General features: G+C 59.4%; 22 protein-coding genes. 11 read left to right on the top strand and 11 right to left on the bottom strand.

All coding sequences use genetic code 11. The features are described from left to right. The first annotated feature begins 141 nt into the window (after positions 1-141). Genes celB through UTO39_RS14160 form a run of 3 tightly spaced genes read left to right on the top strand, consistent with a single transcriptional unit; the run spans position 142 to position 3,839 of the window. Positions 142-1,461 (top strand): PTS cellobiose transporter subunit IIC, encoded by a 1,320-nt coding sequence (gene celB / locus UTO39_RS14170; protein WP_266179669.1) that lies wholly within the window; start codon positions 142-144, stop codon positions 1,459-1,461. Positions 1,462-1,464: 3 nt separating this feature from the next. Beyond that, a complete protein-coding gene (locus UTO39_RS14165; RefSeq protein ID WP_320727427.1) occupies positions 1,465-2,424 on the top strand; it encodes a N(4)-(beta-N-acetylglucosaminyl)-L-asparaginase in 960 nt (319 codons plus the stop codon). Then, entirely contained in the window at positions 2,421-3,839 is a 1,419-nt protein-coding gene (locus UTO39_RS14160; RefSeq protein ID WP_320727426.1) for a leucyl aminopeptidase family protein, read from the top strand. Before UTO39_RS14165 ends, UTO39_RS14160 begins: the two co-directional genes overlap by 4 nt. A gap of 18 nt (positions 3,840-3,857) precedes the next feature. On the opposite strand, the gene UTO39_RS14155 is transcribed toward UTO39_RS14160, so the two are convergent. The 4 genes from UTO39_RS14155 to UTO39_RS14140 form a co-directional block, all read right to left on the bottom strand. Next, positions 3,858-4,559 carry a DnaA inactivator Hda gene (locus tag UTO39_RS14155; RefSeq protein WP_211438414.1) on the bottom strand — a complete coding sequence of 234 codons (702 nt, stop codon included), beginning with the start codon at positions 4,557-4,559 and terminating at the stop codon, positions 3,858-3,860. A 96-nt stretch (positions 4,560-4,655) separates the two neighbouring features. After that, a complete protein-coding gene (gene uraA / locus UTO39_RS14150) occupies positions 4,656-5,945 on the bottom strand; it encodes a uracil permease (protein ID WP_061097424.1) in 1,290 nt (429 codons plus the stop codon). Positions 5,946-6,031: 86 nt separating this feature from the next. Beyond that, the gene (gene upp / locus UTO39_RS14145; protein WP_008501641.1) at positions 6,032-6,658 is read right to left on the bottom strand and encodes a uracil phosphoribosyltransferase; all 627 of its coding nucleotides are present in this window, start codon (positions 6,656-6,658) and stop codon (positions 6,032-6,034) included. Positions 6,659-6,824: 166 nt separating this feature from the next. Next, on the bottom strand, positions 6,825-8,255 hold the full coding sequence (locus tag UTO39_RS14140) for a 6-phospho-beta-glucosidase (protein ID WP_320727425.1): 1,431 nt from the start codon (positions 8,253-8,255) through the stop codon (positions 6,825-6,827). 266 nt (positions 8,256-8,521) lie between these two features. On the opposite strand from UTO39_RS14140, the gene purM reads away from it, so the two are divergent. From purM to ppx, 4 genes are all read left to right on the top strand, one after another. Next, a complete protein-coding gene (gene purM / locus UTO39_RS14135; protein ID WP_008501643.1) occupies positions 8,522-9,559 on the top strand; it encodes a phosphoribosylformylglycinamidine cyclo-ligase in 1,038 nt (345 codons plus the stop codon). After that, entirely contained in the window at positions 9,556-10,197 is a 642-nt protein-coding gene (gene purN, locus UTO39_RS14130; protein ID WP_061097422.1) for a phosphoribosylglycinamide formyltransferase, read from the top strand. Before purM ends, purN begins: the two co-directional genes overlap by 4 nt. 183 nt (positions 10,198-10,380) lie before the next feature. Next, a complete protein-coding gene (gene ppk1 / locus UTO39_RS14125; RefSeq protein ID WP_028014033.1) occupies positions 10,381-12,441 on the top strand; it encodes a polyphosphate kinase 1 in 2,061 nt (686 codons plus the stop codon). Positions 12,442-12,444: 3 nt separating this feature from the next. Continuing rightward, positions 12,445-13,983, top strand: a complete 1,539-nt coding sequence (gene ppx / locus UTO39_RS14120; protein WP_320727424.1) for an exopolyphosphatase — start codon at positions 12,445-12,447, stop codon at positions 13,981-13,983. A gap of 4 nt (positions 13,984-13,987) precedes the next feature. On the opposite strand, the gene UTO39_RS14115 is transcribed toward ppx, so the two are convergent. Further along, positions 13,988-16,228, bottom strand: coding sequence for an EAL domain-containing protein (locus UTO39_RS14115; RefSeq protein ID WP_320727423.1), 2,241 nt, complete (start codon positions 16,226-16,228; stop codon positions 13,988-13,990). A gap of 371 nt (positions 16,229-16,599) precedes the next feature. On the opposite strand from UTO39_RS14115, the gene UTO39_RS14110 reads away from it, so the two are divergent. Then, positions 16,600-16,770 (top strand): YfgG family protein, encoded by a 171-nt coding sequence (locus UTO39_RS14110; RefSeq protein WP_071888235.1) that lies wholly within the window; start codon positions 16,600-16,602, stop codon positions 16,768-16,770. On the opposite strand, the gene UTO39_RS14105 is transcribed toward UTO39_RS14110, so the two are convergent. Then, a complete protein-coding gene (locus UTO39_RS14105) occupies positions 16,767-17,657 on the bottom strand; it encodes a LysR family transcriptional regulator (RefSeq protein WP_320727422.1) in 891 nt (296 codons plus the stop codon). The two genes, UTO39_RS14110 and UTO39_RS14105, sit on opposite strands and share 4 nt — an antisense overlap. A gap of 97 nt (positions 17,658-17,754) precedes the next feature. Here UTO39_RS14105 and UTO39_RS14100 point away from each other — a divergent pair, with 97 nt between their 5' ends. Continuing rightward, on the top strand, positions 17,755-18,927 hold the full coding sequence (locus tag UTO39_RS14100; protein ID WP_320727421.1) for an MFS transporter: 1,173 nt from the start codon (positions 17,755-17,757) through the stop codon (positions 18,925-18,927). Here the strand turns inward: UTO39_RS14100 and UTO39_RS14095 are convergent. Then, positions 18,924-19,649: an SDR family oxidoreductase gene (locus tag UTO39_RS14095; RefSeq protein WP_253543507.1), complete on the bottom strand. Its 726-nt coding sequence runs from the start codon at positions 19,647-19,649 to the stop codon at positions 18,924-18,926. The two genes, UTO39_RS14100 and UTO39_RS14095, sit on opposite strands and share 4 nt — an antisense overlap. 211 nt (positions 19,650-19,860) lie before the next feature. On the opposite strand from UTO39_RS14095, the gene UTO39_RS14090 reads away from it, so the two are divergent. Both UTO39_RS14090 and UTO39_RS14085 read left to right on the top strand, forming a co-directional pair. Then, positions 19,861-20,322: a DUF6130 family protein gene (locus UTO39_RS14090; protein WP_061097418.1), complete on the top strand. Its 462-nt coding sequence runs from the start codon at positions 19,861-19,863 to the stop codon at positions 20,320-20,322. 11 nt (positions 20,323-20,333) lie between these two features. After that, positions 20,334-21,077 carry an alpha/beta hydrolase gene (locus UTO39_RS14085; RefSeq protein WP_320727420.1) on the top strand — a complete coding sequence of 248 codons (744 nt, stop codon included), beginning with the start codon at positions 20,334-20,336 and terminating at the stop codon, positions 21,075-21,077. Positions 21,078-21,131: 54 nt separating this feature from the next. Here UTO39_RS14085 and iolB read toward each other — a convergent pair whose 3' ends face one another. Genes iolB through UTO39_RS14065 form a run of 4 tightly spaced genes read right to left on the bottom strand, consistent with a single transcriptional unit; the run spans position 21,132 to position 25,918 of the window. Next, the gene (iolB, locus tag UTO39_RS14080; protein ID WP_320727419.1) at positions 21,132-21,956 is read right to left on the bottom strand and encodes a 5-deoxy-glucuronate isomerase; all 825 of its coding nucleotides are present in this window, start codon (positions 21,954-21,956) and stop codon (positions 21,132-21,134) included. Positions 21,957-21,965: 9 nt separating this feature from the next. After that, positions 21,966-22,856 (bottom strand): myo-inosose-2 dehydratase, encoded by an 891-nt coding sequence (gene iolE / locus UTO39_RS14075; protein WP_320727418.1) that lies wholly within the window; start codon positions 22,854-22,856, stop codon positions 21,966-21,968. Positions 22,857-22,867: 11 nt separating this feature from the next. Then, a complete protein-coding gene (gene iolC, locus UTO39_RS14070) occupies positions 22,868-24,772 on the bottom strand; it encodes a 5-dehydro-2-deoxygluconokinase (RefSeq protein ID WP_320727417.1) in 1,905 nt (634 codons plus the stop codon). Positions 24,773-24,784: 12 nt separating this feature from the next. After that, positions 24,785-25,918 carry a Gfo/Idh/MocA family protein gene (locus UTO39_RS14065; RefSeq protein WP_151414099.1) on the bottom strand — a complete coding sequence of 378 codons (1,134 nt, stop codon included), beginning with the start codon at positions 25,916-25,918 and terminating at the stop codon, positions 24,785-24,787. Positions 25,919-25,920: the final 2 nt, after the last annotated feature.

Genomic DNA, 25,920 nt, shown 5'->3' with positions numbered 1-25,920 from the left:
CAATTCCGTTAACTAATCATATGAGATTTATATAACGCGAGCGATTGCTTTGTGACCGATTTCACCTTTCGCTCGCCGCGCTTCACTGATAATCCTCAGACATAACATAACCACGCCACTCAATCTTGTACGGAGTTCACAATGAACAATGTTCTGGGATTTCTTGAAGCAAAACTGATGCCCCTGGCGGCGAAAACGGCCCAGCAGCGTCATCTCGGGGCCATACGCGGCGCCTACGTTTCATTCATGCCGTTTATCATCGTCGGCTCCATCCTGCTGGTGATCTCCTCATTCCCGAACCAAACCTATCAGCAGTTTATGTCTCAGGCCTTTGGTGAGAGCTGGAGCGCGATTATTGAAATCCCGTTCAACGCGGTGTTCTCCACCATGTCGCTGTTCATCAGCTTCCTGGTCGCCTTCCGCCTGGCGGAACACTACGGCGAGGACCGCATCTCCTGCGGCATCCTGGCGCTGGTGGCGTTTCTGATCCTGACCCCGTTTATTAAGGTGGCGGAAAACGGCGGTATTACCGTGATGCCGGTGGAGTGGATTGGCAGCAAAGGATTGTTCGTGGCGATGATCGGCTCGCTGCTCTGGACGGAGCTGTTCTGCTGGCTGAAGCGCAAAAATCTGGTCATAAAAATGCCGGACGGCGTGCCGCCTGCGGTGCAGGAGTCGTTCGCGGCGCTGATCCCGGCCCTGCTGGTGATGATTCTGGTGCTGGGTATCCGCATCGTCTTTGAAAACACCCACTACAGCACCATCCATCAGTTTATTTATGAAGTGGTTGCCACGCCGGTGCGCCACTACGGCACCTCCTACTTTGGCGCGCTGATGACCGTCTTCAGCATCACCATTCTCTGGTCCGTGGGCATTAACTCCGGCTCGATGATTAACGGCATCATTCGTCCGCTGTGGATGGAAAACCAGACGGACAACATCGCCGCGATTCAGGCCGGCACAACGCCGCCGCACATCATCACCGAGCAGTTTTTTGACATGATCTGGATGGGCGGCGCGGGTGCCACGCTGTCGCTGGTGATTGCGATGCTGATTTTCGCGCGCAGTAAAAACATGCGCGAAGTGGCGCGCCTCGGCGCCGGGGCTTCGGTGTTTAACATCAACGAGCCGATTCTGTTTGGCCTGCCGGTGATCATGAACCCGATCATGCTCATCCCGTTCAACCTGGTGCCGCTGGTGCTGGTCACCGTGCAGTATGCGGCGATGAAAGTTGGTGCGGTCGCCGTCACCACCGGGGTGTTTATCCCCTGGACGCTGCCGCCGGTGATCAGCGGTTTTATCGTCACCGGGCACCTGAGCGGCAGCGTGATGCAGCTGATCAACCTGCTGATTGGCGCCATGCTGTACCTGCCCTTCATGCGTATCGTGGACAAACAGTACCGCGCGGCGGAAATTGCCACCGTTACGCAAACCGACACCACCCTTGCAAAACAGGAGTAAAGCATGTGGGGAATTATCGCAACCTGGCGAATGGCGCTTGAAGGGGTAACGGAATCTGCGTCTGCCCTGGCGGCGGGAAAGCCGGTCGCTACGGCGGTGGTTGATGCCGTCGCCGCCGTCGAAGACTTTCCGCTGTATAAATCCGTCGGCTACGGCGGACTGCCTACCGAAAACGGTGAAGTCGAGCTGGACGCGGCATACATGGACGGCGACACGCTGGCGTTCGGTGCCGTGGGGAACCTGGTGGATATCGCCAACCCGGTGCGCGTGGCGCACGCGCTCAGCCGCCAGCGCTACAACAGCCTGCTGGTCGGCCAGGGCGCGCGGGAATGGGCGCTAAGCCAGGGCTTTGCCGACAAAACCATGCTCACCGAACGGGCCATGCAGCACTACCGCAAGCGCTGCCGCGAGACGCTGGATAAAGGCTTAAGCCCGTACGACGGACACGACACCGTCGGCATTATCGGCCTCGATAAGCAGGGTTCGATGAGCGTTGCCACCTCCACCAGCGGCCTGTTTATGAAAAAACGCGGCCGCATTGGGGATTCGCCGATTATCGGCTCCGGCTTTTACTGCGACAGCGAAACCGGCGCGGCCACCGCTACGGGCGTCGGTGAAGATCTGATGAAAGGCTGCACCAGCTACGAAATCGTCCGCCGGATGGCGCAGGGTATGACCCCGCAGCAGGCGGCAGACTCCGTGGTGTTCGAGCTGGAAGACAAGCTGATGTCGCGCTTTGGTCGCGTGGGCGATCTCTCCGTAGTGTGCATGAATAACAGGGGCGAATTTGGCGCCGCCACCAATATCAAAACCTTCTCGTTTGTGGTGGCGACGGCCCGTCAGCCGCTCACCGTTTTTCGTACCGAGCGCCTGCGGGAGAAAACGCACTATCACGCCGTGGACGATGAGTGGATGCAGGCCTATGCCGCGCGGATCCGCGCGCCGATTGAGGAGTCAAAATGATCGCGTATCAGTTAATCACCTCGCTTTCTGACGCGAAGCCGCAAAGCCATTTAATCGCCCGCGTCTCCTGCGCGCAGTTGCCGCAAACCGCGCTTGTTGCCGAAATGCGCGAGTCTGACGGCATCGCGGACACGCGCTTTGGCTGCGCCCCTTTTGCGCGCATCACCCTGCTGCCGGACGCGCTCTGGCATGACGCGCTCACTGAAGGCCTGCTCGCCGCCCTGCGACCGCTGATTGCCTCTCCCGCCAGCGCAGATATCGTGCTGGACGCAACAGATATTGATGACGTCGTGCTGGCCCAGGTGCTGCGTTTTCTCTTTAATCAGGCGCACAGGCTGAGCGATTTACAGCTGAAGAAAACCAGTGAGGGCGTCCGTATTAAGCGCATCACCGCCCTCTGCCTGCCGGAGCAGCAGGAAAAGCTGGAAACGATCTTCCGCCATCAGCAGGCCATCGCCCACGGCATGGTCGCGGCGCGACGCCTGGCGGATATCCCTTCCGACCGCTGCACGCCGCAGTTTGTCGTCGAAGAGGCACAAAAACTGTGTTCTGCCTTCCCCACCCTGCGGTGCGACGTGTTGAATGAAGAGCAAATCGTTGAGCAGGGGCTGGGGCTGCTGCACGCCGTCGGCAAAGGGGCGACCTGCCCGCCGCGTCTGCTGGCGATTCATTATGACGGTGTCAACGACGGCCCGGTGCGCTGCTACGTAGGTAAAGGCATTACGTTTGATACCGGCGGCCTGTGGCTGAAGGAAGGCGCGGGCATGTACACCATGAAATACGACATGTGCGGCGCGGCCAACGTGCTGGGGCTAATGCTGACCGCCGCAGAGCTGGCGCTGCCCGTGCGCATCATGGGCGTGCTGGCGCTGGCGGAAAACGCCATCGGCCCGGACGCCATGCAGCCCGGCACGGTGGCGACGGCCTGCAACGGCATGACGGTTGAAATCAACAACACCGATGCCGAAGGCCGACTGGTGCTCGCTGACGCCATCGCCTGGGCCAGCCAGCGCCATCCGCAGGCGTGCTATATCATTGATATGGCGACCTTAACCGGTGCGGTAGTGAAGGCGCTGGGGTATGAGCTGAGCGGGCTGATGACCCAGGACGAGCCGCTGCGCGCCGCGCTGACGCAGGCGGGTAAGCGGAGCGGCGACGAAGTGTGGTCCCTCCCGCTGGATGCGCGGCTGAAAAAGCAGACCGACAGCGCGATTGCCGATCTGTGCAACACGCCGACCAACAACGCGGCAATCAGCGCCTCGGCGGCGTGGCTGCTGCACCATTTCTGCCCGCAGACGATCCCGTGGGCGCATCTGGACATCAGCGGCACGGCGCTGTGGCGCGAGAATGGCAGGAGCGTGGCGTCGGGCAGACCGATTCCGCTTTTGGTTGAGCACCTGATGGGGGATCTTTAGCCGCCACCGGGCAAAAACTCAAAGCTTAAGAATGTCTTTCACAAACGGAATGGTCAGCTTGCGCTGGGCAGTAATGGAGGCGCGATCGAGCTGATCGAGCGTATCAAACAGGGTGCGCATTTCGCGGTCCAGACGCTTGAGCAGGAAACGGCCCACGTCTTCCGGCAGCTCAAAGCCGCGCTGCTTTGCGCGCAGCTGTAACGCCTGCAGTTTGTCTTCATCCGACAGCGGCTGGAGCTTGTAGATTTGCCCCCAGTCCAGACGGGACGCCAGATCCGGCAGCCCCAGATTGAGCTGGCGCGGCGGACGATCGCCGGTGATCAGCAGCCGGGTTTTGCCCGACTCCAGGATGCGGTTGTAGAGGTTAAAGATCGCCATTTCCCACGGCTCGTCCCCCGCCACGCATTCGATATTGTCGATGCAGACCAGCGAGAGATGTTCCATTCCCTCCAGCACTTCAGGCACGAACCAGGTACGTTTATCCAGCGGCACATAGCCTACCGCGTCCCCGCGCGCCGAAAGCTCCGCGCAGGCAGCATGCAGCAGGTGGCTGCGCCCCGCGCCTTCGCGTGACCAGATATAGATGTATCCGCTGTGATCCTGGCGCAGCACGTTTTGCAGTGCAGCCAGTAAAGAGGGGTTATCACCCGGCCAGAAACTCGCGAAAGTTTCGTCGTCAGGGAGATAAAGTGGCAGAGAGAGCTGTGCCGGTCCGTTCAGAAATACCTCAACCAGAGATCTTACATAAAATCGGCGATGAGTTTATCACGGAACCAGCCGGGAGAGAACCGGGCGATCCTTCGCCCGGCATGAAGATCAATGTGGCGCTTTTTCGCTTTCGTCAGCGTCCAGCACCACCTCTTCCGGACGGATCACCGAGATCAGCTTGAAAATCAGGCTCAGGCCCACGCCGACGATGGTCGCCAGCGCCATGCCCTTCAACTCGGCCGCGCCGATGTGCACCTTCGCGCCGCTCACGCCGATGATCAGGATAACGGAGGTCAGGATCAGGTTCTGCGCCTTGCTGTAATCCACTTTGGATTCAATCAGCACGCGAATACCGGACGCCCCGATCACCCCGTACAGCAGCAGGGAAACGCCGCCCATTACCGGGACCGGGATAATCTGGATCGCTGCCGCCAGCTTGCCCACGCAGGAGAGCAGAATGGCGATGATCGCCGCGCCGCCGATAACCCAGGTGCTGTAGACGCGGGTAATCGCCATCACGCCGATGTTTTCACCGTAGGTGGTGTTTGGCGTGGAGCCGAAGAATCCGGAGATGATGGTGGAGAAACCGTTGGCAAACATGGAGCGGTGCAGCCCCGGGTCGCGGATCAGGTCGCGCTTAATGATGTTCGCCGTCACCACCAGGTGGCCAACGTGCTCGGCAATCACCACCAGCGCGGCAGGCAGAATGGTGAAAATAGCAAACCATTCAAAGCGCGGGGTGTAGATGGTTGGCAGCGCGAACCAGGGTGCCTGAGCAATCGGAGTGGTATCCACCACGCCCATGACGAAGGAGAGCGCATAGCCCGCCAGCACGCCAATCAGGATCGGGATAATCGCCATAAAGCCGCGGAACAGCACGGAGCCAAACACCGTCACGCCCAGGGTTACCAGCGAGATGATGATGGTTTTGGAATCCGGTGACTGGCCGTCCGCAGGCAGCAGGCCGGCCATGTTCGCCGCCACGCCCGCCAGTTCAAGACCGATAACGGCAACGATGGCCCCCATCGCCGCAGGCGGGAACATCACGTCCAGCCAGCCGGTACCCGCTTTCTTCACGATGAAGGAAACGATGCAGAACAGCACGCCGCACATGATAAAGCCGCCCAGCGCGACCTCATAACCCAGCGGCAGCAGCAATAATACCGGAGAGATAAAGGCAAAGCTCGACCCGAGATACGCCGGGATTTTGCCTTTACAGATAAAGAGGTACAGCAGCGTACCGATGCCGTTGAACAGCAGCACGGTAGCCGGGTTAATGTGAAACAGGATTGGCACCAGCACGGTTGCGCCAAACATGGCGAACAGGTGCTGCAAACTAAGCGGGATAGTCTGTAAAAGCGGCGGTCTTTCACTCACCCCGATAGCACGGCGCGTCATAGTGTTTTCCTCTGTGTAGTATTGTTGTTGGTGTTTTATTCAAAAAAAAGCCGACTATCAAAGTCGGCTTATTTATCGTTATTCGATTATTTCGTACCAAAGATCTTATCGCCGGCATCGCCGAGCCCCGGGATGATGTACCCGTGCTCGTTCAGCCCCTGGTCGATAGACGCGGTATACAGTTCAACGTCCGGGTGCGCTTTTTCCAGCGCCGCGATCCCTTCCGGTGCCGCCACCAGAACCAGCACCTTAATGCTGCTGCAGCCCGCTTTTTTCAGCAGGTCGATGGTGGCGATCATTGAACCGCCGGTCGCCAGCATTGGGTCAACCACCAGCGCCATACGCTCGTCGATGTTAGAGACCAGCTTCTGGAAGTAAGGTACCGGCTCCAGCGTCTCTTCGTTACGGTAGATACCGACCACGCTGATGCGCGCGCTCGGTACGTGCTCCAGCACGCCTTCCATCATGCCAAGACCGGCACGCAGGATAGGCACCACGGTAATTTTCTTACCTTTGATCTGCTCAACCTGCACCGGGCCGTTCCAGCCTTCGATGGTCACTTTTTCTGTTTCCAGATCAGAGGTTGCTTCGTAGGTCAGCAGGCTACCCACTTCAGAAGCCAGTTCGCGAAAACGCTTCGTGCTGATGTCATGCTCACGCATCAGGCCCAACTTGTGTTTAACGAGTGGGTGTTTCACTTCCACAATCTTCATTCTCTTTCTCCTCTGAGGTGGCATCCGCAAAAAAATCGCGGGATTATACCGCTTTTTTCGGATTGCGCCATACCCAACTTGCTTGACGTATATCAAGCAAAGTGATTTAGAGACAAAAAAAACCGGAGGCGAGCCTCCGGCTTGGGTGCGGGGTGCCACCGAGCAATTATAGCTGCTCGCCGTTGCTCGCAATCACCTGCTTATACCAGTCGAACGATTTCTTCTTGCTGCGGTTCAGGGTGCCGTTTCCTTCGTTGTCTTTATCCACAAAGATAAAGCCGTAGCGTTTTTTCATTTCGCCCGTTCCGGCAGACACCAGGTCGATACAGCCCCACGGGGTGTAGCCCATCAGATCCACGCCGTCTTCCACCACCGCTTTTTTCATCTCGCGGATGTGCGCGGAAAGGTAATCAATGCGGTACTGGTCGTTCACCGTGCCGTCGCTCTCCTGCACGTCGATTGCCCCAAAGCCGTTCTCAACGATAAACAACGGCAGCTGGTAGTGATCCCAGAACCAGTTCAGGGAGTAGCGCAGCCCGACCGGATCAATCTGCCAGCCCCAGTCGGATTTCTGCACGTAAGGGTTGGAGACCAGGCTCTTGCTCTCGTCGTAGTCCAGCTGCGGGTTGTCCGCCGTCGCTTTGGTGGTAAAGGACATGTAATAGCTGAAGCCGATGTAGTCCACGCAGCCCTGCTTCAGCGCGGCTTTATCTTCTTCGGTAATATCCAGCGCGAAGCCGCGACGTTCGAAGTAGTTGAGCAGATGCTGCGGATACTTGCCGCGCACGTGAACGTCGGTAAACCAGTAGCGGCGGTGCATGGCGTTCATCGCCATCATCATGTCGTCCGGCGCGCAGGTCAGCGGGTAGATGGGACACATGGCAATCATGCAGCCGATCTGCAGCGACGGGTTAATCTCGCGCCCCGCCTTCACCGCCAGGGCGCTGGCCACCAGCTCGTAGTGCGCGGCCTGGAACATTACCGGCTCGCGGTCTTCACCCGGCGCGTACTTCAGCCCGGAGTTGGTAAACGGCGCAAAGTCTTCGTGGAAGTTGGCCTGGTTGTTGATCTCGTTAAAGGTCATCCAGTACTTCACTTTGTGCTGGTAGCGCTCAAAAACGACCTTCGCAAAGCGGACAAAGAAGTCGATCAGCTTACGGTTGCGCCAGCCGCCGTATTCCGTCACCAGGTGGAACGGCATCTCAAAGTGGGAAAGCGTAATAACCGGTTCGATGCCGTACTTCAGGCATTCTTCGAACAGATCGTCATAGAATTTCAGGCCCGCCTCGTTCGGCTCAAGCTCGTCGCCTTTCGGGAAGATACGCGTCCAGGCGATGGAGGTACGGAAGCACTTGAAGCCCATCTCGGCAAACAGTTTGATGTCTTCTTTATAGCGGTGGTAGAAGTCGATGGCCTCATGGTTAGGGTAGTTTTTCCCCTCCAGCACGCCGTTGGTGATTTCACGCGGCACGCCGTGCGCCCCCGCCGTCATAACGTCGGCAACGCTTACGCCCTTGCCGCCCTCTTTCCAGCCGCCCTCAAGCTGATGCGCCGCAACGGCCCCACCCCACAGAAAATCTGCTTTGAATCCTGACATTCGCTTTCCCTCATTCTGCGTTATTTTCTGCAAAAACAATTACAGAAACCGGTTTCAGTTCGATGATGTGCAAAGGGGATATTCGTTGCAAGCAGATCGCCGAAACCGGTTTCATTTTCGTGAACGGAGTCAAGTTTGGCTGCATTTACGGGCTATACAGAAAAAAAGATCCCCACGTCCAGAATAGGCTCGCAAACGTTTGCCTGGACTGTTAGAATTGCGCCGATTTTTCTTACTAGCTATGCAATCGCGTGGGGATTTAAGCCGTGACCAACAAAACTTCTCTCAGCTACAAAGATGCCGGTGTTGATATTGACGCAGGTAATGCGCTGGTTGACCGAATCAAAGGTGTGGTGAAGAAAACCCGCCGCCCGGAAGTGATGGGTGGTCTGGGTGGATTCGGCGCACTGTGCGCGCTGCCGCAAAAATATCGTGAACCTGTTCTGGTCTCGGGTACTGACGGTGTAGGCACCAAGCTGCGCCTGGCGATGGATTTAAAACGTCACGACACGATCGGTATCGATCTGGTCGCGATGTGTGTGAACGACCTGGTGGTTCAGGGCGCAGAGCCGCTGTTCTTCCTCGATTACTACGCGACCGGCAAACTGGATGTGGATACCGCAGCCAGCGTCATTAACGGTATCGCCGAAGGCTGTCTGCAGTCCGGCTGTGCGCTGGTGGGCGGTGAAACCGCTGAAATGCCGGGCATGTACCACGGCGAAGATTATGACGTCGCGGGCTTCTGCGTCGGCGTAGTAGAAAAATCAGAAATTATCGACGGCAGCAAAGTGGCCGATGGCGATGTGCTGATCGCGCTGGCCTCCAGCGGCCCGCACTCTAACGGCTACTCTCTGGTGCGTAAAATCCTCGAAGTGAGCGGCTGCGACCCGCTGACCACCGAGCTGGACGGCAAACCGCTGGCCGACCACCTGCTGGCCCCGACCCGCATCTACGTGAAGAACGTGCTGGAGCTTATCGAGAACGTTGACGTTCACGCCATTGCCCACCTGACCGGCGGCGGCTTCTGGGAAAACATTCCGCGCGTGCTGCCGGACAACACCCAGGCGGTGATCGACGAATCCTCATGGCAGTGGCCAGCCGTTTTCAACTGGCTGCAGACCGCAGGCAACGTGAGCTCTCACGAAATGTACCGCACCTTCAACTGCGGCGTGGGCATGGTTATCGCCCTGCCCGCAAGTGAAGCGGATAAAGCGGTTAAGCTGCTGACCGAAAAAGGTGAAAACGCGTGGAAAATCGGTACGATTAAAGCCTCCGATTCCGAACAGCGTGTGGTCATTGAATGAAAAACATCGTGGTGCTCATTTCCGGCAACGGAAGCAATTTGCAGGCAATCATAGACGCCTGCAAACAGAAGAAAATCAATGGCACCATTCGGGCAGTTTTCAGCAACAAGGCCGACGCGTTCGGCCTTGAGCGCGCGCGGGAAGCGAACATTCCTGCGCACGCGCTGGAAGCCAGCCAGTTCGCCGGACGTGAAGCCTTTGACCGCGAGCTGGTGCAGGAGATTGACGCCTACGCGCCGGACGTGGTGGTGCTGGCGGGCTATATGCGTATTCTGAGCCCGGCCTTCGTCGAACATTACGCCGGTCGTCTGCTGAATATTCACCCTTCCCTGCTGCCAAAATATCCCGGCCTGCACACCCATCGACAGGTGCTGGAAAACGGCGACGAGGAACACGGCACCTCCGTCCATTTCGTGACCGACGAGCTGGACGGCGGCCCGGTGATCCTCCAGGCGAAAGTTCCGGTCTTTGACGGCGACAACGAAGACGACGTGACTGAACGCGTGCAGGCTCAGGAGCACGCCATTTACCCGCTGGTGGTAAGCTGGTTTGTCGACGGGCGTCTGGCGATGCGCGACGGCGCGGCCTGGCTGGACGGCGTGAAGTTACCCCCGCAGGGTTATGCGGCCGAAGAGTAGTTTGCTATGTCGGGTGGCGCTCCGCTTACCCGATATTCCCTCCCCCAACCCGCTAAATTCCCCAACAAAAAAAATAACTGTCATACTTTTCTGGCACTGTTGGACATATCGTGGAAATGCTCGCCATAATAAGGACGAGACGGATTTACCACGTCCTGTGATTGAACTGGAGTGTGAGCTGTAATGGGTCAGGAAAAGTTATATATCGAGAAAGAGCTAAGCTGGTTAGCATTTAACGAACGTGTACTCCAGGAAGCGGCAGACAAAAGTAACCCGCTGATCGAACGCATGCGTTTTTTAGGCATTTATTCCAACAACCTGGATGAGTTCTACAAGGTTCGCTTTGCCGAGCTGAAAAGACGGATCATCATCAGCGAAGAACAGGGCTTAAACTCGCACTCGCGGCATCTGCTGGGCAAAATCCAGTCCCGCGTGCTGAAAGCCGATCAGGAATTTGACGGCCTGTATAACGAACTGCTGCTGGAGATGGCGCGCAATCAAATCTTCCTGATTAACGAACGTCAGCTTTCCGTTAACCAACAAAACTGGCTGCGCCACTACTTTAAACAGTACCTGCGCCAGCACATTACCCCGATTCTCATCAACCGCGAAACCGATCTGGTGCAGTTCCTGAAGGATGACTACACCTATCTGGCGGTGGAAATTATTCGCGGTGAATCCATCCGTTACGCCCTGCTGGAGATCCCGTCAGACAAGGTGCCGCGCTTTGTGAACCTGCCGCCGGAAACCCCGCGCAGACGCAAGCCGATGATCCTGCTGGATAACATCCTGCGCTATTGTCTGGATGACATCTTCAAAGGCTTCTTCGATTACGATGCGTTAAACGCCTACTCGATGAAGATGACCCGTGACGCCGAATATGACCTGGTGCACGAGATGGAAGCCAGCCTGATGGAGCTGATGTCCTCCAGCCTGAAACAGCGCCTGACGGCCGAACCGGTGCGTTTTGTTTATCAGCGCGATATGCCGGACGCCATGGTGGAGATGCTGCGCGAGAAGCTGACCATTTCGCGCTATGACTCCATCGTGCCGGGTGGCCGTTACCACAACTTTAAAGACTTCATTGGCTTCCCGAACGTCGGCAAAGCCAATCTGGTGAACAAGCCGCTGCCGCGCCTGCGTCATATCTGGTTCGATAAGTTCCGCAACGGGTTCGACGCCATTCGCGAGCGCGACGTGCTGCTCTACTACCCGTACCACACGTTTGAACACGTGCTGGAGCTGCTGCGTCAGGCGTCGTTCGACCCGAACGTGCTGGCGATCAAAATCAACATCTACCGCGTGGCAAAAGATTCCCGCATCATCGACGCGATGATCCACGCGGCGCACAACGGCAAAAAAGTGACCGTGGTGGTTGAGCTGCAGGCGCGCTTCGACGAAGAGGCGAACATCCACTGGGCGCGCCGCCTGACGGAAGCGGGCGTGCACGTGATCTTCTCCGCGCCGGGGCTGAAAATTCACGCCAAGCTGTTCCTGATCTCGCGTAAAGAGGGCGACGACGTGGTGCGCTACGCCCACATCGGCACCGGGAACTTTAACGAAAAAACCGCGCGGATTTACACCGACTATTCGCTGCTGACCGCCGACGCGCGCATCACCAACGAGGTGCGCCGGGTCTTTAACTTTATCGAAAACCCATACCGCCCGGTGAGCTTTGACTATCTGCTGGTCTCGCCGCAGAACTCGCGCCGCCTGCTGTACGATATGATCGATAAAGAGATCGCCAATGCCCAGAAAGGCTTGTCGTCCGGCATCACGCTGAAGCTTAACAACCTGGTCGATAAAGGACTGGTGGACAGGCTGTATGCCGCGTCCAGTTCCGGCGTACCGGTTAACCTGCTGATCCGCGGCATGTGCTCGCTTATTCCGGAACTGGAAGGCATCAGCGACAATATTCGCGTGATCAGCATCGTTGACCGCTACCTGGAGCACGATCGGGTCTATATTTTCGATAATGCGGGTGATAAACAGGTCTATCTCTCTTCAGCAGACTGGATGACGCGCAATATTGATTATCGAATTGAAGTCGCGACGCCGCTGCTGGATCCGCGTCTGAAACAGCGTATCCTCGACATTATCGAGATCCTGTTCAGCGATACGGTGAAGGCGCGCTATATCGACAAAGAACTCAGTAACCGCTACGTACCGCGCGGCAACCGCCGTAAAGTGCGGTCACAGCTGGCGATTTACGACTATATCAAATCACTCGAGCAACCCGATTAACCTATGCCGATAAATGATAAGACCCCACGCCCGCAGGAATACGCCGCGGTCGATCTTGGCTCTAACAGTTTTCACATGGTCATCGCCCGTGAGGTGGATGGCGCGCTGCAGATCATCGGTCGTCTGAAGCAGCGCGTACACCTGGCGGATGGGCTTGATGAGCGCAGCATGCTCAGCGAAGAGGCGATGGAGCGCGGCCTCAACTGCCTGTCGCTGTTTGCTGAACGCCTGCAGGGCTTCTCGCCCTCCAGCGTTTGCATCGTGGGCACCCACACGCTGCGCCAGGCGCTGAACGCGCCGGAGTTCCTCAAGCGGGCCGAAAAAGTGATCCCCTACCCGATTGAGATCATCTCCGGTAACGAGGAGGCGCGTCTGATATTCATGGGCGTGGAGCACACCCAGCCGGAAAAAGGGCGCAAGCTGGTGATCGACATCGGCGGCGGCTCAACGGAGCTGGTGATCGGCGAAGACTTTGAGCCGCGCCTGGTGGAGAGCCGTCGCATGGGCTGCGTCAGCTTCGCGCAGATGTACTTCCCCGGCGGCACCATCACCCGTGAGAACTTCAAGCGGGCAAAAATGGCTGCGATCCAGAAGCTGGAGAATCTGGCCTGGCAGTACCGCATTCAGGGCTGGAACGTGGCGCTGGGCGCGTCGGGCACCATCAAGGCGGCGCATGAAGTGCTGCTGGCGATGGGTGAAAAAGACGGCTTTATCACGCCTGAACGCCTGACGTTGCTGACCGAAGAGGTGCTGAAGCATAAAAGTTTTGACGCCCTAAGCCTGCCGGGGCTTTCCGACGAGCGTAAGGCAGTCTTCGTGCCGGGCCTGGCTATTCTCTGCGGCGTGTTTGACGCCCTGGCGATTAAAGAGCTGCGCCTCTCCGACGGCGCGCTGCGTGAGGGCGTGCTGTACGAGATGGAGGGCCGCTTCCGTCATCAGGACATTCGCAGCCGCACCGCGCAGAGCCTGGCCAACCAGTACAACATCGACCGCGAGCAGGCGAAGCGCGTGCTGGAAACCACGGTGCAGATGTACGAGCAGTGGCAGGAGCAGAATCCCAAGCTGGCGCACCCGCAGCTTGCCGCCCTGCTGAAGTGGGCCGCGATGCTGCACGAGGTGGGGCTGAACATTAACCACAGCGGGATGCACCGCCATTCGGCCTATATTCTGCAAAACAGCGATCTCCCTGGCTTCAACCAGGAACAGCAAACCATGATGGCGACGCTGGTGCGCTATCACCGCAAAGCCATCAAGCTCGACGATCTGCCGCGCTTCACGCTGTTCAAGAAAAAGCAGTTCCTGCCGCTTATTCAGCTGCTGCGTCTGGGCGTGCTGCTGAATAATCAGCGTCAGGCCACCACCACACCGCCGACGCTGAAGCTGAAAACCGACGATCACCACTGGACGCTGAGCTTCCCGCACGACTGGTTCAGCCAGAACGCGCTGGTCCTGCTGGACCTGGAAAAAGAGCAGCAGTACTGGGAAGCGGTCACCGGCTGGCTGCTCAAAATCGAGGAAGAGAGCGCCGACGTCGCCGCGTAACGGTTCAGGCGTCCGCCGTGGACGCCTCTGCTTCCAGCAGTGACTCAAGCGCTGCCGGTCTGCCAATCAGATAGCCCTGCACATAATCGATGCCTAGCGCGTGCACCGCGCTACGTATCTCTTCGGTCTCGACATATTCCGCCACCACCAGCATCTTCTTCATGCGCGCCAGATGGCAAATAGAGGCCACAATCTGGTAATCCAGGCTGTTGCTGACGATATTGCGAATAAAGCTGCCGTCAATCTTGAGGATGTCTGCGTCCACGCTTTTCAGCCGCGCATAGCTCGCATAGCCGGTACCGAAGTCATCAATCGCAATGCGTACCCCCATTTTCTGCAGCTGGCTAAGGATGTGAAGCCCCTGCTCCGCGTTGCTGAAGGTGCTGCACTCCGTCACTTCAAAGATCAGCTGCCACGGCTCAATGGCATATTTCGCCAGCAGGCGACTCACCTCAAGCGGGAACTGCACCCGACACACCGTTGAAGGAGCCAGATTAATGGCAAAGCGCTGGCCGGGCAGCCGTTCGCGATGCGCGGCGAGGAAGCGCAGCGTATGCTCCAGCACCCACAAATCCACCCGCGAAGAGAGGCCAAACTCCTGGGCTATCGGCAGGAATTGTTCAGGGGAGATCAACAGTCCGTTTGCGTCCGTCATCCGCAGCAAAACCTCGTGATAGCTATCGCCGCGCAGGCCGCGTACGGGCTGAACGAGCAGCGTGAATGCATTGTTATCCAGCGCACGCTGCAGGCGACTCATCACCGCGACTTTATCCTTCAGGCTGCGCTGCAGATGCACGGCACCGCGCTGCTGGAGATTTTCCGGATGGTTAGAGGAGAGCGACAGATCGGCCACCACCCCCAGCTCACCCAGCACCAGATAGAGGTGGTTAACCGGCGAACGCACATAGCAGTAGCTCACGCCCACCTGCGGCTGCAGCGGCATGCCGTCCCAGACAAAGCGGAACTGCTTGATGTGCTCGTCGAGGGTTTCAATCCGCTGCTGGTGCGATTCGGCGTTAAGGCGAATCGCCATGTCACAGCCCGTCAGGTGATAGACCTGCTCATTGGGCTGGAGCGTACCGTTTACCCACTGCGCCAGCTGCTGCTTGTACTGAATGCGCAGTAACACGCCATAGTTACGGCCCAGGATTTCCAGCTCCGGAACGCGGAGTAAACAGAGCGCCGACCAGGGGTTTTTCGCCAGATCGCGCGAGAGCGCCCGCAGGTTAGGCATATGCAGAACCGGGTCGAGCAGCGCCAGCCTGCGGGAGCGCTTGTTCACCGCCCGCTGCCGGGTCGCCAGCATCGACATGTAAATCACCACAAAGGAGAAGACCAGATAGCTGGAAGAGGTGATCGCCAGCTGAATGTCGTACCCCTGGTTCACGGGGATATAGCGGTAAAAATAGTGAATAGACACCAGCAGTATCGGGATCCAGATAAGCGAAATCAGCTTATAGCCAAAGCGCATCGCCCCCCAGAGCATCACCGGCATCAGCAGCGACAGTGTGTAGTTAGTGGTGAAAATCGAACTGTTTTCATTCATCGGCAGCAGCAGAAGCGAAAGCAGCCCGGCAAGCGCAATGGCCCAAATCAGAAACTCCGCGAGCGTCACCTTTTTGTCTATCTGGGTACGGATCTGCGAGATGAGGCTTTTAAGATAGCGCGGATGACGAATCAGGCGGATCAGCAGATAACTTAACGGCACGCCCGTCAGTCCGCTGACCAGCAGGGCCTGATAGTTAATCAGCGTGCGAATATTGAGGGGGTTAAGCCCTGCCAGGCTCTGGCGACTCTCGTACACGCCCAGATACACCGCAAACTGGAACAGCAGCAGAAACAGCGTCGCGGGGCAGAAGGCCTGCCAGAAGATGCGCTGCGCCATCAGCCGTACGTCGCCGTACGCCGTCATATTGCGTCTGGGCGCAAACACCCGGTAGCCGCCCCAGCTAAGCACTATAGGGACAATAAAATGGAGCACGCCGGCGACGGTTTCAAACATCCCGACCGACGGGTAATAGCGGATAAACAGCGACAATACGATCCCGGGAAGGGCTTCCAGGCCAAAAAACATCATCAGCGAAAGCAAAAACGAGAGCGGTAAATAATAAAGTGCCGCTATCCCGTCGCCCAGCTGGGTGAACGTATTCGCCACGCTCAGTACGGGAAGTAAAACCACCGGTAAAATAAGCGGCAATGACCACCAGCGGTGTTTATTCTTTTTAAGAAAAGCGAAAATATTCATAGATGCCCGGTTAAACCCCTTTTTCTCCAGAGGGAAAATAAAGACAGGCATCCAACCTGACCTGGCGCCGCCCGGCGACGTGCGGGGCGAACGGTATGGAGGAGGGATTTTAAATATCAGGGCCGGGAATCCGTTGACATAAATCAAACTATTTTACGCAAATAAGCCTTGCACAGCGTTTTTTTGAAATAATTTTCTTCATATTATCAATATGGTAAATGCAATTATTAATTTCAATAACAATAATTAATGTAAGCATTGACGGTTATTTACACATGACGGAATTGACCCTCTCTTTCCTCTGTGCCTTAATATCCCCGTCGCCCAGATGGGCATGCCCAGGAAAAAAGAGAGTGAGTCAGGCCACGCGTATGCGCAAACGACACCGTTTTAACACCCGAATGACCCGCATCATACTGCTCATCAGCTTTCTGTTTTTCTTTGGCCGCTTCGTTTACTCTTCCATCGGCGCCTGGTATCACCACCAGGACAAAGTCCAGTCACAGCAGTCCAGCCTGAACGTCGACGCCGCTGATCGCTAGCCCTGCGGAGGGTTTTGCACCAGCCGAATAATCCCCGCGATCCCTTTGCTGAGGATCTTGTCCTGCCGCATCACGATGGCCAGCTGCCGCTGAAGCATGGGCGTGAGCGACATGACGCAGAGCCCTTCACGGTCAGCGTCATGCTCAACCGCCATTCGCGGAACGATACTGTAGCCAAGCCCCACGCGAACCATACGCTTGATCGCCTCAATGCTGCCAAGCTGCATCACCGGCGCGATCGCTAACCCATTGGCCGCAAACCAGCCATCAATCAGCGCCCGTGTTCCGCTGCCAGACTCAAAGGCGATCAGCGGCTGAGCATGGAGCGCCTCCGGGGTTAACTCCCTGAAAGCGTCATGCTGCTCCCGCGAGGCGATAAAAACAAACTCCTCGTCCATCACCGGCATAACGTCCAGCGCTCTGCCGCTGACCGGCAGCGTCACCAGCCCCATATCGAGACGGTTCTCTTCGATAGCCCTGACGATATCGAGGGTGTTGCCCGTCATTACGCCCACCCGCAGGAGCGGATAGTCGCGGCGCAGCTGCGCCAGCAGGGGCGGCAGAAGATGGATGCAGGCCGTCGCCCCCGTGCCAAGGGTAATGGTCCCGCTGACATCGTGGCTGAACGCGCTCACGGACCGGAGGGTTTCGTCCACGACCTGCTGAATGCGCTCTCCGTGCACCAGCAGTGACTCTCCGGCCGCCGTGGCCTTAATGCCCCGCCCGGTACGCTCCACCAGCCGCGTTTGCAGAAACTGCTCCAGCTGGCGTATTTGCAGGCTAACGGCGGGCTGGGAAATGCCCAGCAGATCCGCCGCCGCGGAAAAGCTGCCGCGCTGGATCACCAGACGGAACGTCGCGAGATAGCCAAGGTTGAGCGTCGTCATTCAAAGTTTCTCTTATACAGCGCATAAGGTTGCAGGCCTGCCAGCACAATACCGCGCTCGCTATGCTCAGGACAACTGCATAACGGAATGAAAAACAATGGAAACACCTGCCCTGCCTCGTCGCCTTGCCCTTACTGCCGGATGTAATCAGCTTATCAACTGGGGGATCTCGTTTTATCTGCCCGGCACCTTTGCGCGGGCGATTTCAGCCGACCGGGGGTGGTCAGCGCCGCAGATTTACCTCGGCCTGACGCTGGCGATGCTGGTGATGGCCGCAGTCTCCCCTTTCGTCGCCCGCCTGCTGGCACGCTTAGGCGGACAGAAAGTGGTGATGGGCGGAACGCTGCTGATTGCCGCAAGCTGCGCCGGTATGGCGTATACCCGTACGCTGTCTGGCTGGTACGACGCCTGGCTACTGTGCGGCATCGGGATGCGTCTGTCGCTGTATGACGCGCTGTTCGCCGCGCTGGTCAATCTTTATGGCCAGCAGGCACGCGGGACGATCTCACGTATTACGCTGATGGGCGGGCTGGCGTCTGCCGTCTTCTGGCCGCTGGGTGACGCTTTACTCAAGGTGATGGCATGGCAGGACGCGCTGAAAATCTACGCCCTCTTCGGATTACTGAGCGCCCTGCTGCTTCGCCACTTTCCGCGTCAGCGCTTTATGGTGAAGCCAAAAGCAAGCGCGCCGGTCTCGCCACGAGACAGGCGTAACGGCTGGCTGTATGCGACCTTTATTGCGCTCATTACCTTCGTCTCAACCGGGACCTCTACCCACCTCCCCGAGTTTATCGCCAGTTTCGGTCTGCCGGTCGCGGTCGGCATGCTGTGGGGGATCGGCCAGACGGGCGCGCGTTTTATGGAGGTGCTGGCGGGTGCACGCTTAACCCCGTTAAAACTCACGCTTTTTACGGCCCTTGCCATGCCGCTTTGTTTTCTCATCGGTCTGAGCAGCACCCTGTTTGCCTGGTGTGCCGCCGGATTTGTGCTGGGCTATGGCGCAATTAACGGGCTGGTAACCATTGTCAAAGCGACCCTGCCGCTGGAGCTGTTCAGCGCGGAGCGTTACGCCAGCCGGACAGGCATGCTTCTCATTCCGGGCCAGATGATGGCCGCGGCTTCCCCGTTTGCCTTTGCGTGGCTGAATAAAACACTGGGTATTACGGGCACGCTGTGGTTTTCGGTGAGCCTGACGATGATTATCGCGGGGCTGGCGGTAAGTATGTTGAGATCGCAACCGCAGCAGGGCGTCCCTGCCCTGAGCGACTAGAGCACAAAGCCACCGTCAATAGTCAGGCTCGCGCCCGTCATATATCCGGACTCCTCGCCAGCAAGCCATGCGGCAAGCGATGCGATCTCGTCCGGCTGCCCGATGCGCTGCAAAGGGATATGCGCCACGATCTGCTCCGCCATTCCGGCCGTCATATCCGTGGCGATGGGGCCGGGCTGGATGTTGTTAATGGTGATCCGCTTAGGCGCCAGATCCAGCGCCAGGTTCTGCACCATCGCAGCCACCGCGGCTTTACTCATTGCGTAAACGCTGCTTCCCGCATGCCCGGTCCGCACTGCGGTGTTGCTGCCAATGGTGATCACTCTTCCCCCTTCCGCCATCCCTTTTACTGCCGCCTGAATGGAGAGGAAAACGCCGCGCACGTTCACCGACAGCGTGGCATCCAGATCTTCCAGCGAATATTCCTCAAGCCTTCCCAGCCGCAGTACGCCTGCGTTCACGACGGCGACATCCAGCCTGCCGTAATGTTTAATCGTGGCATCAACCGCAGCCTGAATAGCGGCAGCGTCCGCGCTATCCGCATTAATCGCCAGCGCCTGTCCGCCCGCATCAGCAATGGATGAGACAAGCGCATCAGCCCGGTCCGGGCGTGATACCCACGTCACGGCAACGCGATACCCTTCCTTCGCCAGCCGCACCGCTATAGCCGCGCCAATTCCACGTGCGCCGCCGAAAATCAAAGCGACTTTTTGACTATTCATCATATTTTCTCCGGTCAGTTTGCGCACCCGATGGGTGCGCCTGGAGATACCATGCCAGCAAACAGCCTGCTGTGCCCGGGCGGAATGTATCACACTGTATCTGCCCCATCAGGCTTACGCGTCGATACAAAAACCCCGCATAAGCAAACAGGCGCGATACATAAAAATGGTCTGCTGTCTCTCGTGACATTACCCACGAGGAGATACCGAAATGATTCGCCAGCATCTGTTGCTTTCCATACTCGCTCTGACGACTTCCGTCTGCGCTGCCCCCCTGAGCGGCCTCAGCGCCGCCGACGTTAACGGCCCTGCCGCCGTTGCGCCGCTGGAACACCCGCAGCCGCCCGCCAGGCTGATCGTCGATCCCCCGCTCCCGGGCCCGCTGAGCAAAGGCGCGGTGTTTATTCAGTACCGGGCCGAAAACCTGCGCATCGAGCCGGTCTTCGGCCCCGAGGCGCTCAAGGTGACCCCGCGTATCGGACACATTCACGTGGTGGTGGACGGCGCGCCGTGGCACTGGGCTGACGCCAGCGGCGAGCCGGTGATCCTGGTGGGGCTGCCCGCCGGCAAGCACAAGGTAACGATCATCCTGGCCGACCCGACGCACAAGCCGCTCGACCACAAAACCATTGAATTCACCGTCCCGCCCCACGCGGCGGTCCACCATTTTTAAGGAGTCTGAACATGAAAGCATTGTCTGTACTGACGGCGGGCCTGCTGGCACTTTCCGCCAGCGCCTTCGCGGAAAATAAAACCAGCGTCGTGCTGGTGCACGGCGCGTTTGCCGACGGCAGCAGCTGGAATAAGGTGATCGCCCTGCTGCAAAAGCAGCACGACGAGGTGATTGCCGTCCAGCTCCCGCTCACCTCGCTTAAGGATGATGTTGCCGCCACGAAACGGGCCATCTCCCGGGCGCACGGCGACGTGGTGCTGGTGGGCCACTCCTGGGGCGGCACCGTCATTAGCGAGGCGGGCAACGATGCGCGGGTAAAATCGCTGGTGTATGTGGCGGCATTCGCGCCGGATTCCGGTCAGTCGACGGCGGATCTGGCGGGAAGCTACCCGCCGCCGCCGGGCAGCGCGGGCATCGCCAAAACGGCGGAGGGCTATTTATACCTGCCGACGGAAGCCGTCAGGAAGGACTTCGCGCCGGACGTGAAGCCGGGGGAGCAAAACGCTATTGCGGCGACGCAGGGGCCGATTAAGGCCGATGCGTTTGGTGAAAAGGTCGCCCACGCGGCGTGGCATGATAAACCGAGCTGGTTTGTGGTCAGCAAGAATGACCGGATGATCAACCCCGATCTGGAGCGCGCGATGGCGAAGACGATCCACGCGAAAACCATCGAGGTGGCGGCGAGCCACGTGTCGATGGTAAGCCAGCCGGAGGCCATCGCCCGGACGATTGAGCAGGCGGTTGAAGCAAAGTAAAATTTTGCGAATTAGAGGCCGGGTAAGCGCAGCGCCACCCGGCAAAAAACAGCCTCAGCCACCGCCATCTGCGGGATAATCCCGATTAATCCACGCGTGGTCCTCTTCCCAGGTGAACATCCATTTGCGCACCGGGCCGGCCATCACGTTGAGGTAGTAGCTGTCATACCCGGCCATCGTCGCCACCGGGTGATACCCCTTCGGCACCATCACCACGTCACGGTTGTAGACCGCCATACACTCGTCCAGCGTTCTGTCGTCAGTGTAGACGCGCTGCATGCAGAACCCCTGCTCCGGGTTGAGGCGATGGTAGTAGGTCTCCTCCAGGTAGGTCTCCTGCGGCGGGTTATCCGTATCGTGCTTGTGGCTCGGGTACGAGCTGGTGCAGCCCTCGTTGGTCCAGACCTCCACCACCAGCAGGCTGTCGGCGGGCCTGTCTTCCGGCAGAATGTTGTGCACGTAGCGCTGGTTGTGGCCCTTGCCCCGCGCCTCGGCGTCGATGTCCTGCGGGGCTATCAGCCGCGTCGGATACGTGCCCTTGCCCGGCGCGGCGCAGACCGCCAGCTCCAGCGCCGTCAGCGCCTTCACCTGGACCGTCTCCTGCGGGGTGACGTACACCGCCCACGGCTTGATGCGTTCAAAGGGGCTCATCCGCTCGCCGATATCGTTAAACTGCGCGGAAGGCGTGGTGACAGAGGCGCGCCCGGCGACCAGCACCAGGCAGCGCTCTTCCCTGACGGCGGGCAGCGTCAGCGTCTGCCCCTCCTGCAGCTCATACGCCTCAAACCCGACGTACCCCCACCCTGCGCGTTCCGGCGTGACGGACTGGGTGAGCCCCTCCGCGTTCGGCTGCTGCCAGCGTGATAACAGACGTGACATGTCACCTCCTCAAATAAGTCCGGCTTCGCGCGCCAGGCGGCTCAGGTTGTTATACCCCAGACGGGCGTAGGTCAGCGGATGGGCAATGGCCGGATCCTGCTCGGCCTCCACCACCAGCCAGCCGCGGTAGTCCTGGGCCTTCAGCAGCCGCATAATCGGCGGGTAATCCACGCAGCCGTCGCCCGGCACGGTAAACACGCCGCTCAGCACCGCATCGAGGAAGCTGGTTTTGCGGTTTTTGACGTCCGCCAGCACGTCGGCGCGCACGTCTTTGCAGTGAACGTGGTTGATGCGCGACGCCCAGCGCTGCGCCACCGCCAGCGGATCGGCCCCGGCAAAGGTCAGATGGCCGGTATCCAGCAGCAGTCCGACCGCCTCCCCGGTGTGGGTCATCAGGTTGTCCACGTCGTCGGCGGACTCAATCACCGTGCCCATATGGTGATGGTAGGCAATCTGCACCCCCTGCTGCCGGGTGTAGCGGGCAAATTCGGTGAGCTTCTCTCCGTACTCCTTCCAGCGTTCCTGCGGGAAGCGCGGACGCAGATGCACCGGGGTCTGCTGCTCGCCGTGAATGCAGCCGCTCACTTCCGCAAAGACCAGCACCTTCGCCCCCAGCTCGCGCAGCAGCGTCAGGTGCGGCTGCACGGCGGCGATCTCCTCCTCCACGCTGCGCTCCAGCAGGCGGCCGGAGTACCAGCCGGAGACCAGCTGCAGGTCGTGGCGTTGCAAAATCGGGCCAAGCAGGCGCGCTTCGCGCGGGAACTTATTGCCCAGCTCGAAGCCGGCAAAACCGGCCTCTTTTCCTTCGCTCAGGCAGGTCTCGAGCGAGGTTTCCGCGCCGAGGGAAGGCAGATCGTCGTTCGTCCACGTCAGCGGGTTAATGCCCAGTTGTACACTCATTGTCATCTCCATTATACGTGTCCGCGCTCGCGCCACCAGGCGATAAGCTGCAGGTAGTTGTCCCGGATGCGCGCCACCAGCTGCGCATCGTCAATATCGTGCTTCAGCCACGCGCGGGAGGCGTCGCCAAACAGCGTGCGCCCCACGGCGAAGCCTTTAACCAGCGGCTGCCCCGCTGCGGCCTTGAAGCCAGCGCGCAGCTGTTCCGCCGGAGCGTCCAGACCGAGGATCACCACCCCGCGGCAGTGCGGGTCCCGGCGTTCGATAATTTCGCCAAGCGCCGTCCAGCCGTCGGCGGAAAGCGGCGGCAGCTTCCACCAGTCCGGGTAAATGCCGAGGTTGTAGAAGCGGGAGATGGCGCGCAGGTAGAACTCGTCGCTGCGCGGCATGCTGGCGGGCAGGATCACCTCCAGCAGCAGCTCGTGCCCGGACCGGCAGCAGGCGTGGTACACCTCGGCGATTTTCTGCTCCTGCTCCAGGCGCAGGCCGTGGGCGTCTTCCGGGTGGAAAAAGACCAGACACTTCACCACGTGCTCCTGCGGCCAGCTGATAAGCTGGGTGCCGATGTTGCCGTGCTCCATCTCCAGCGGCCGGGAGCCCGGCAGCTCAATGGGGCGACCAATCCACCACCCTTCCCCGGTGATTGCGTTCAGCGCGTCCTGACCAAAGGTGCCGTCGCACAGCAGGCCGGCTTTGCCCTCCAGCCCGGCGCGGCTCGCCGCCTCGCGGCTGGCCTGCAGGATCAGCTGCTTCAGCGCCGGAATGCGCTTAAGCGACGCGCCGCACTGCATCGCCATATCCTCAAGCTGGCTGCGGTGATCGAAGGCCATCACGCACAGCTCCGGCCATTCGCGGCGGCGGGTGGTAACCCGGTGCAGATGGTTAAGACGCGGGTCAAGATCCGGGCGCGGCACCGTCGCAGCGCGGGAGAGATAGTCATCCAGCTCGATTTTGCTCGGCATCGCCGGGGCGCAACCGTGGCGCGAGACCACCAGCGCGCCGCAGGCGTTGGCGTAGCGGCACGCCTGCTCCCAGCCCTCGTCGTTCAGGTAGCCGCGCAGCAGGCCGGACATAAACGCGTCCCCCGCCCCGAGGACGTTCAGCACCTCCACGCGCACGCCGGTGACCGTCAGGCCGTCGTCCAGCCGGGGCGGAATGGCGTCGGTATAGACCGAGCAGCCGAGCGCGCCGCGCTTGCAGACCAGCGCTGCTTCACTGACGGCGCGCACCTGCCCCAGCGCCTGCAGGGTATCCGTGCTGCCGCCCGCAATGTGAAACTCCTCTTCGGTGCCGACAATGACGTCGAAGAGGTGCAGCACCTCCTGCAGCTCGCGGGTGACCTGGTCGGCGGCGATAAATCGCGTTTCGCCGTCGCCTAAGGAGGTGAGCCCCCACAGCACCGGACGGTAGTCGATGTCCAGCACCGTGCGCACGCCGTGACGGCGGGCATAGCCCAGCGCCGTCAGCACCGCCTCGCGGGTCTGCGGATGAGAAAGGTGGGTCCCGGTGATGGCAAGACAACGTGCGGAGGCAATGTAGCTTTCGTCCACATCGCTGGCGGTAATCGCCATATCCGCGCAGTTATCGCGATAAAAAATCAGAGGAAAGGTGTCCCGGTCTTTAATGCCGAGTAGCACCAGCGCCGTGAGGCGCTCTTTATCGGTAATAAGGTGGCTGGTATCGCAGCCTACCTGGCTGAGCTCTTCGCGCAGGAAGCGGCCCATATGTTCATCGCCAACGCGCGCCAGCATCGACGAGCGCAGGCCCTGACGCGCGGTGCCGTACGCCACGTTGCCCGATGACCCGCCGAGATATTTGGCGAAGCTCGAGGCATCCTCCAGGCGGGCACCAATCTGCTGACTGTAGAGGTCTACCGCCACGCGGCCCATGCATATCACATCAAACTGCTTTTCCACGTTGATACCTCATCAGACAATATCGTTCACGTTCAGCCAGCGGCCTTCCCGGTGCGAGAGCGCAATCGCGTCCAGCACGCGCGACACCTTCCAGCCCTCTTCGAAGTCCGGCCACATCGGCGCGTCGGCGGCAATCCCGTCCACCAGGTCGCGCACCTCTACCGTTTTTTGATCGTTAAAGCCAATCCCGTGTCCCGCGCCCATGCAGAACGCGGCGTAGTCCGGGTGCGCAGGGCCGACGAGCAGCGTGCGGAACCCCTGACGGTTCACCGGATCGTCATGCAGATAGAGCTTCAGCTCCGCCATGCGCTCCTGGGTGAAGCTGATGGCGCCTTTCGTCCCAGTGATGACGTACGACAGCCCCATCTTGCGGCCGCAGGCGACGCGGGAGGTTTCAATCACCCCCTGCGCCCCGCCCGCGAAGCGCACCATCGCGTGGGCCTGATCCTCGTTTTCCACCGCAATCATCTCTGACGATCCGGCCTTCGCCGGGCGCGCCGGGACCACGATCTTCAGGTCGCCGCAGACCTGCTCGATATCGCCCACCAGGTACTGGGCCATGTTGACGATATGCGCCGCCAGGTCGCCCAGCGCCCCCAGCCCGGCGGTCTCTTTAAAGCAGTGCCAGTGAATGGGCGACAGCGGGTCGGCCATATAGTCTTCGTTGTGGGTGCCGTAGAAGTGGATCACCTCGCCAATCTCGCCGCGGGCGATAATCTCCTTCGCCAGCTGCGCCGTCGGGTTCTTCATGTAGTTGAACCCCACCAGCGTTTTCACCCCGGCCCGCTTCGCGGCGTCGACCATCTCGCGCGCGTCGTGGGCGTTGAGCGCCAGCGGCTTCTCCGAGTAGACGTGCTTGCCGTGGCGGATCGCCTCCAGCGCCATCTCCTTATGCAGGTGGTTGGGTGAGCAAATATCCACCACGTCAATGGCCGGGTCGGCCACCAGCGCCCGCCAGTCTCCCGTTGAACGGTTAAAGCCAAACGCCCGCGCGCGCTCTGCCGCCAGCTCCGGCGTGACTTCCGCCACCATCTCCCGCACCAGCCTGCCGCGCAGGTTGAACACCGTCGGCGCCTGGGCATAGGCGATAGCGTGCGCCTTGCCGATATACCCGGTGCCAATTAATCCAATACGAACCTCTTTCATCG

Origin of the sequence: Enterobacter sp. 118C5 (genome assembly GCF_034107645.1) — a bacterium.
Taxonomy (GTDB): Bacteria; Pseudomonadota; Gammaproteobacteria; order Enterobacterales; family Enterobacteriaceae; genus Enterobacter; species Enterobacter nematophilus.
Note: the sequence above shows the minus strand (reverse complement) of the source record. Positions and strands in the feature narration are given on the sequence as shown.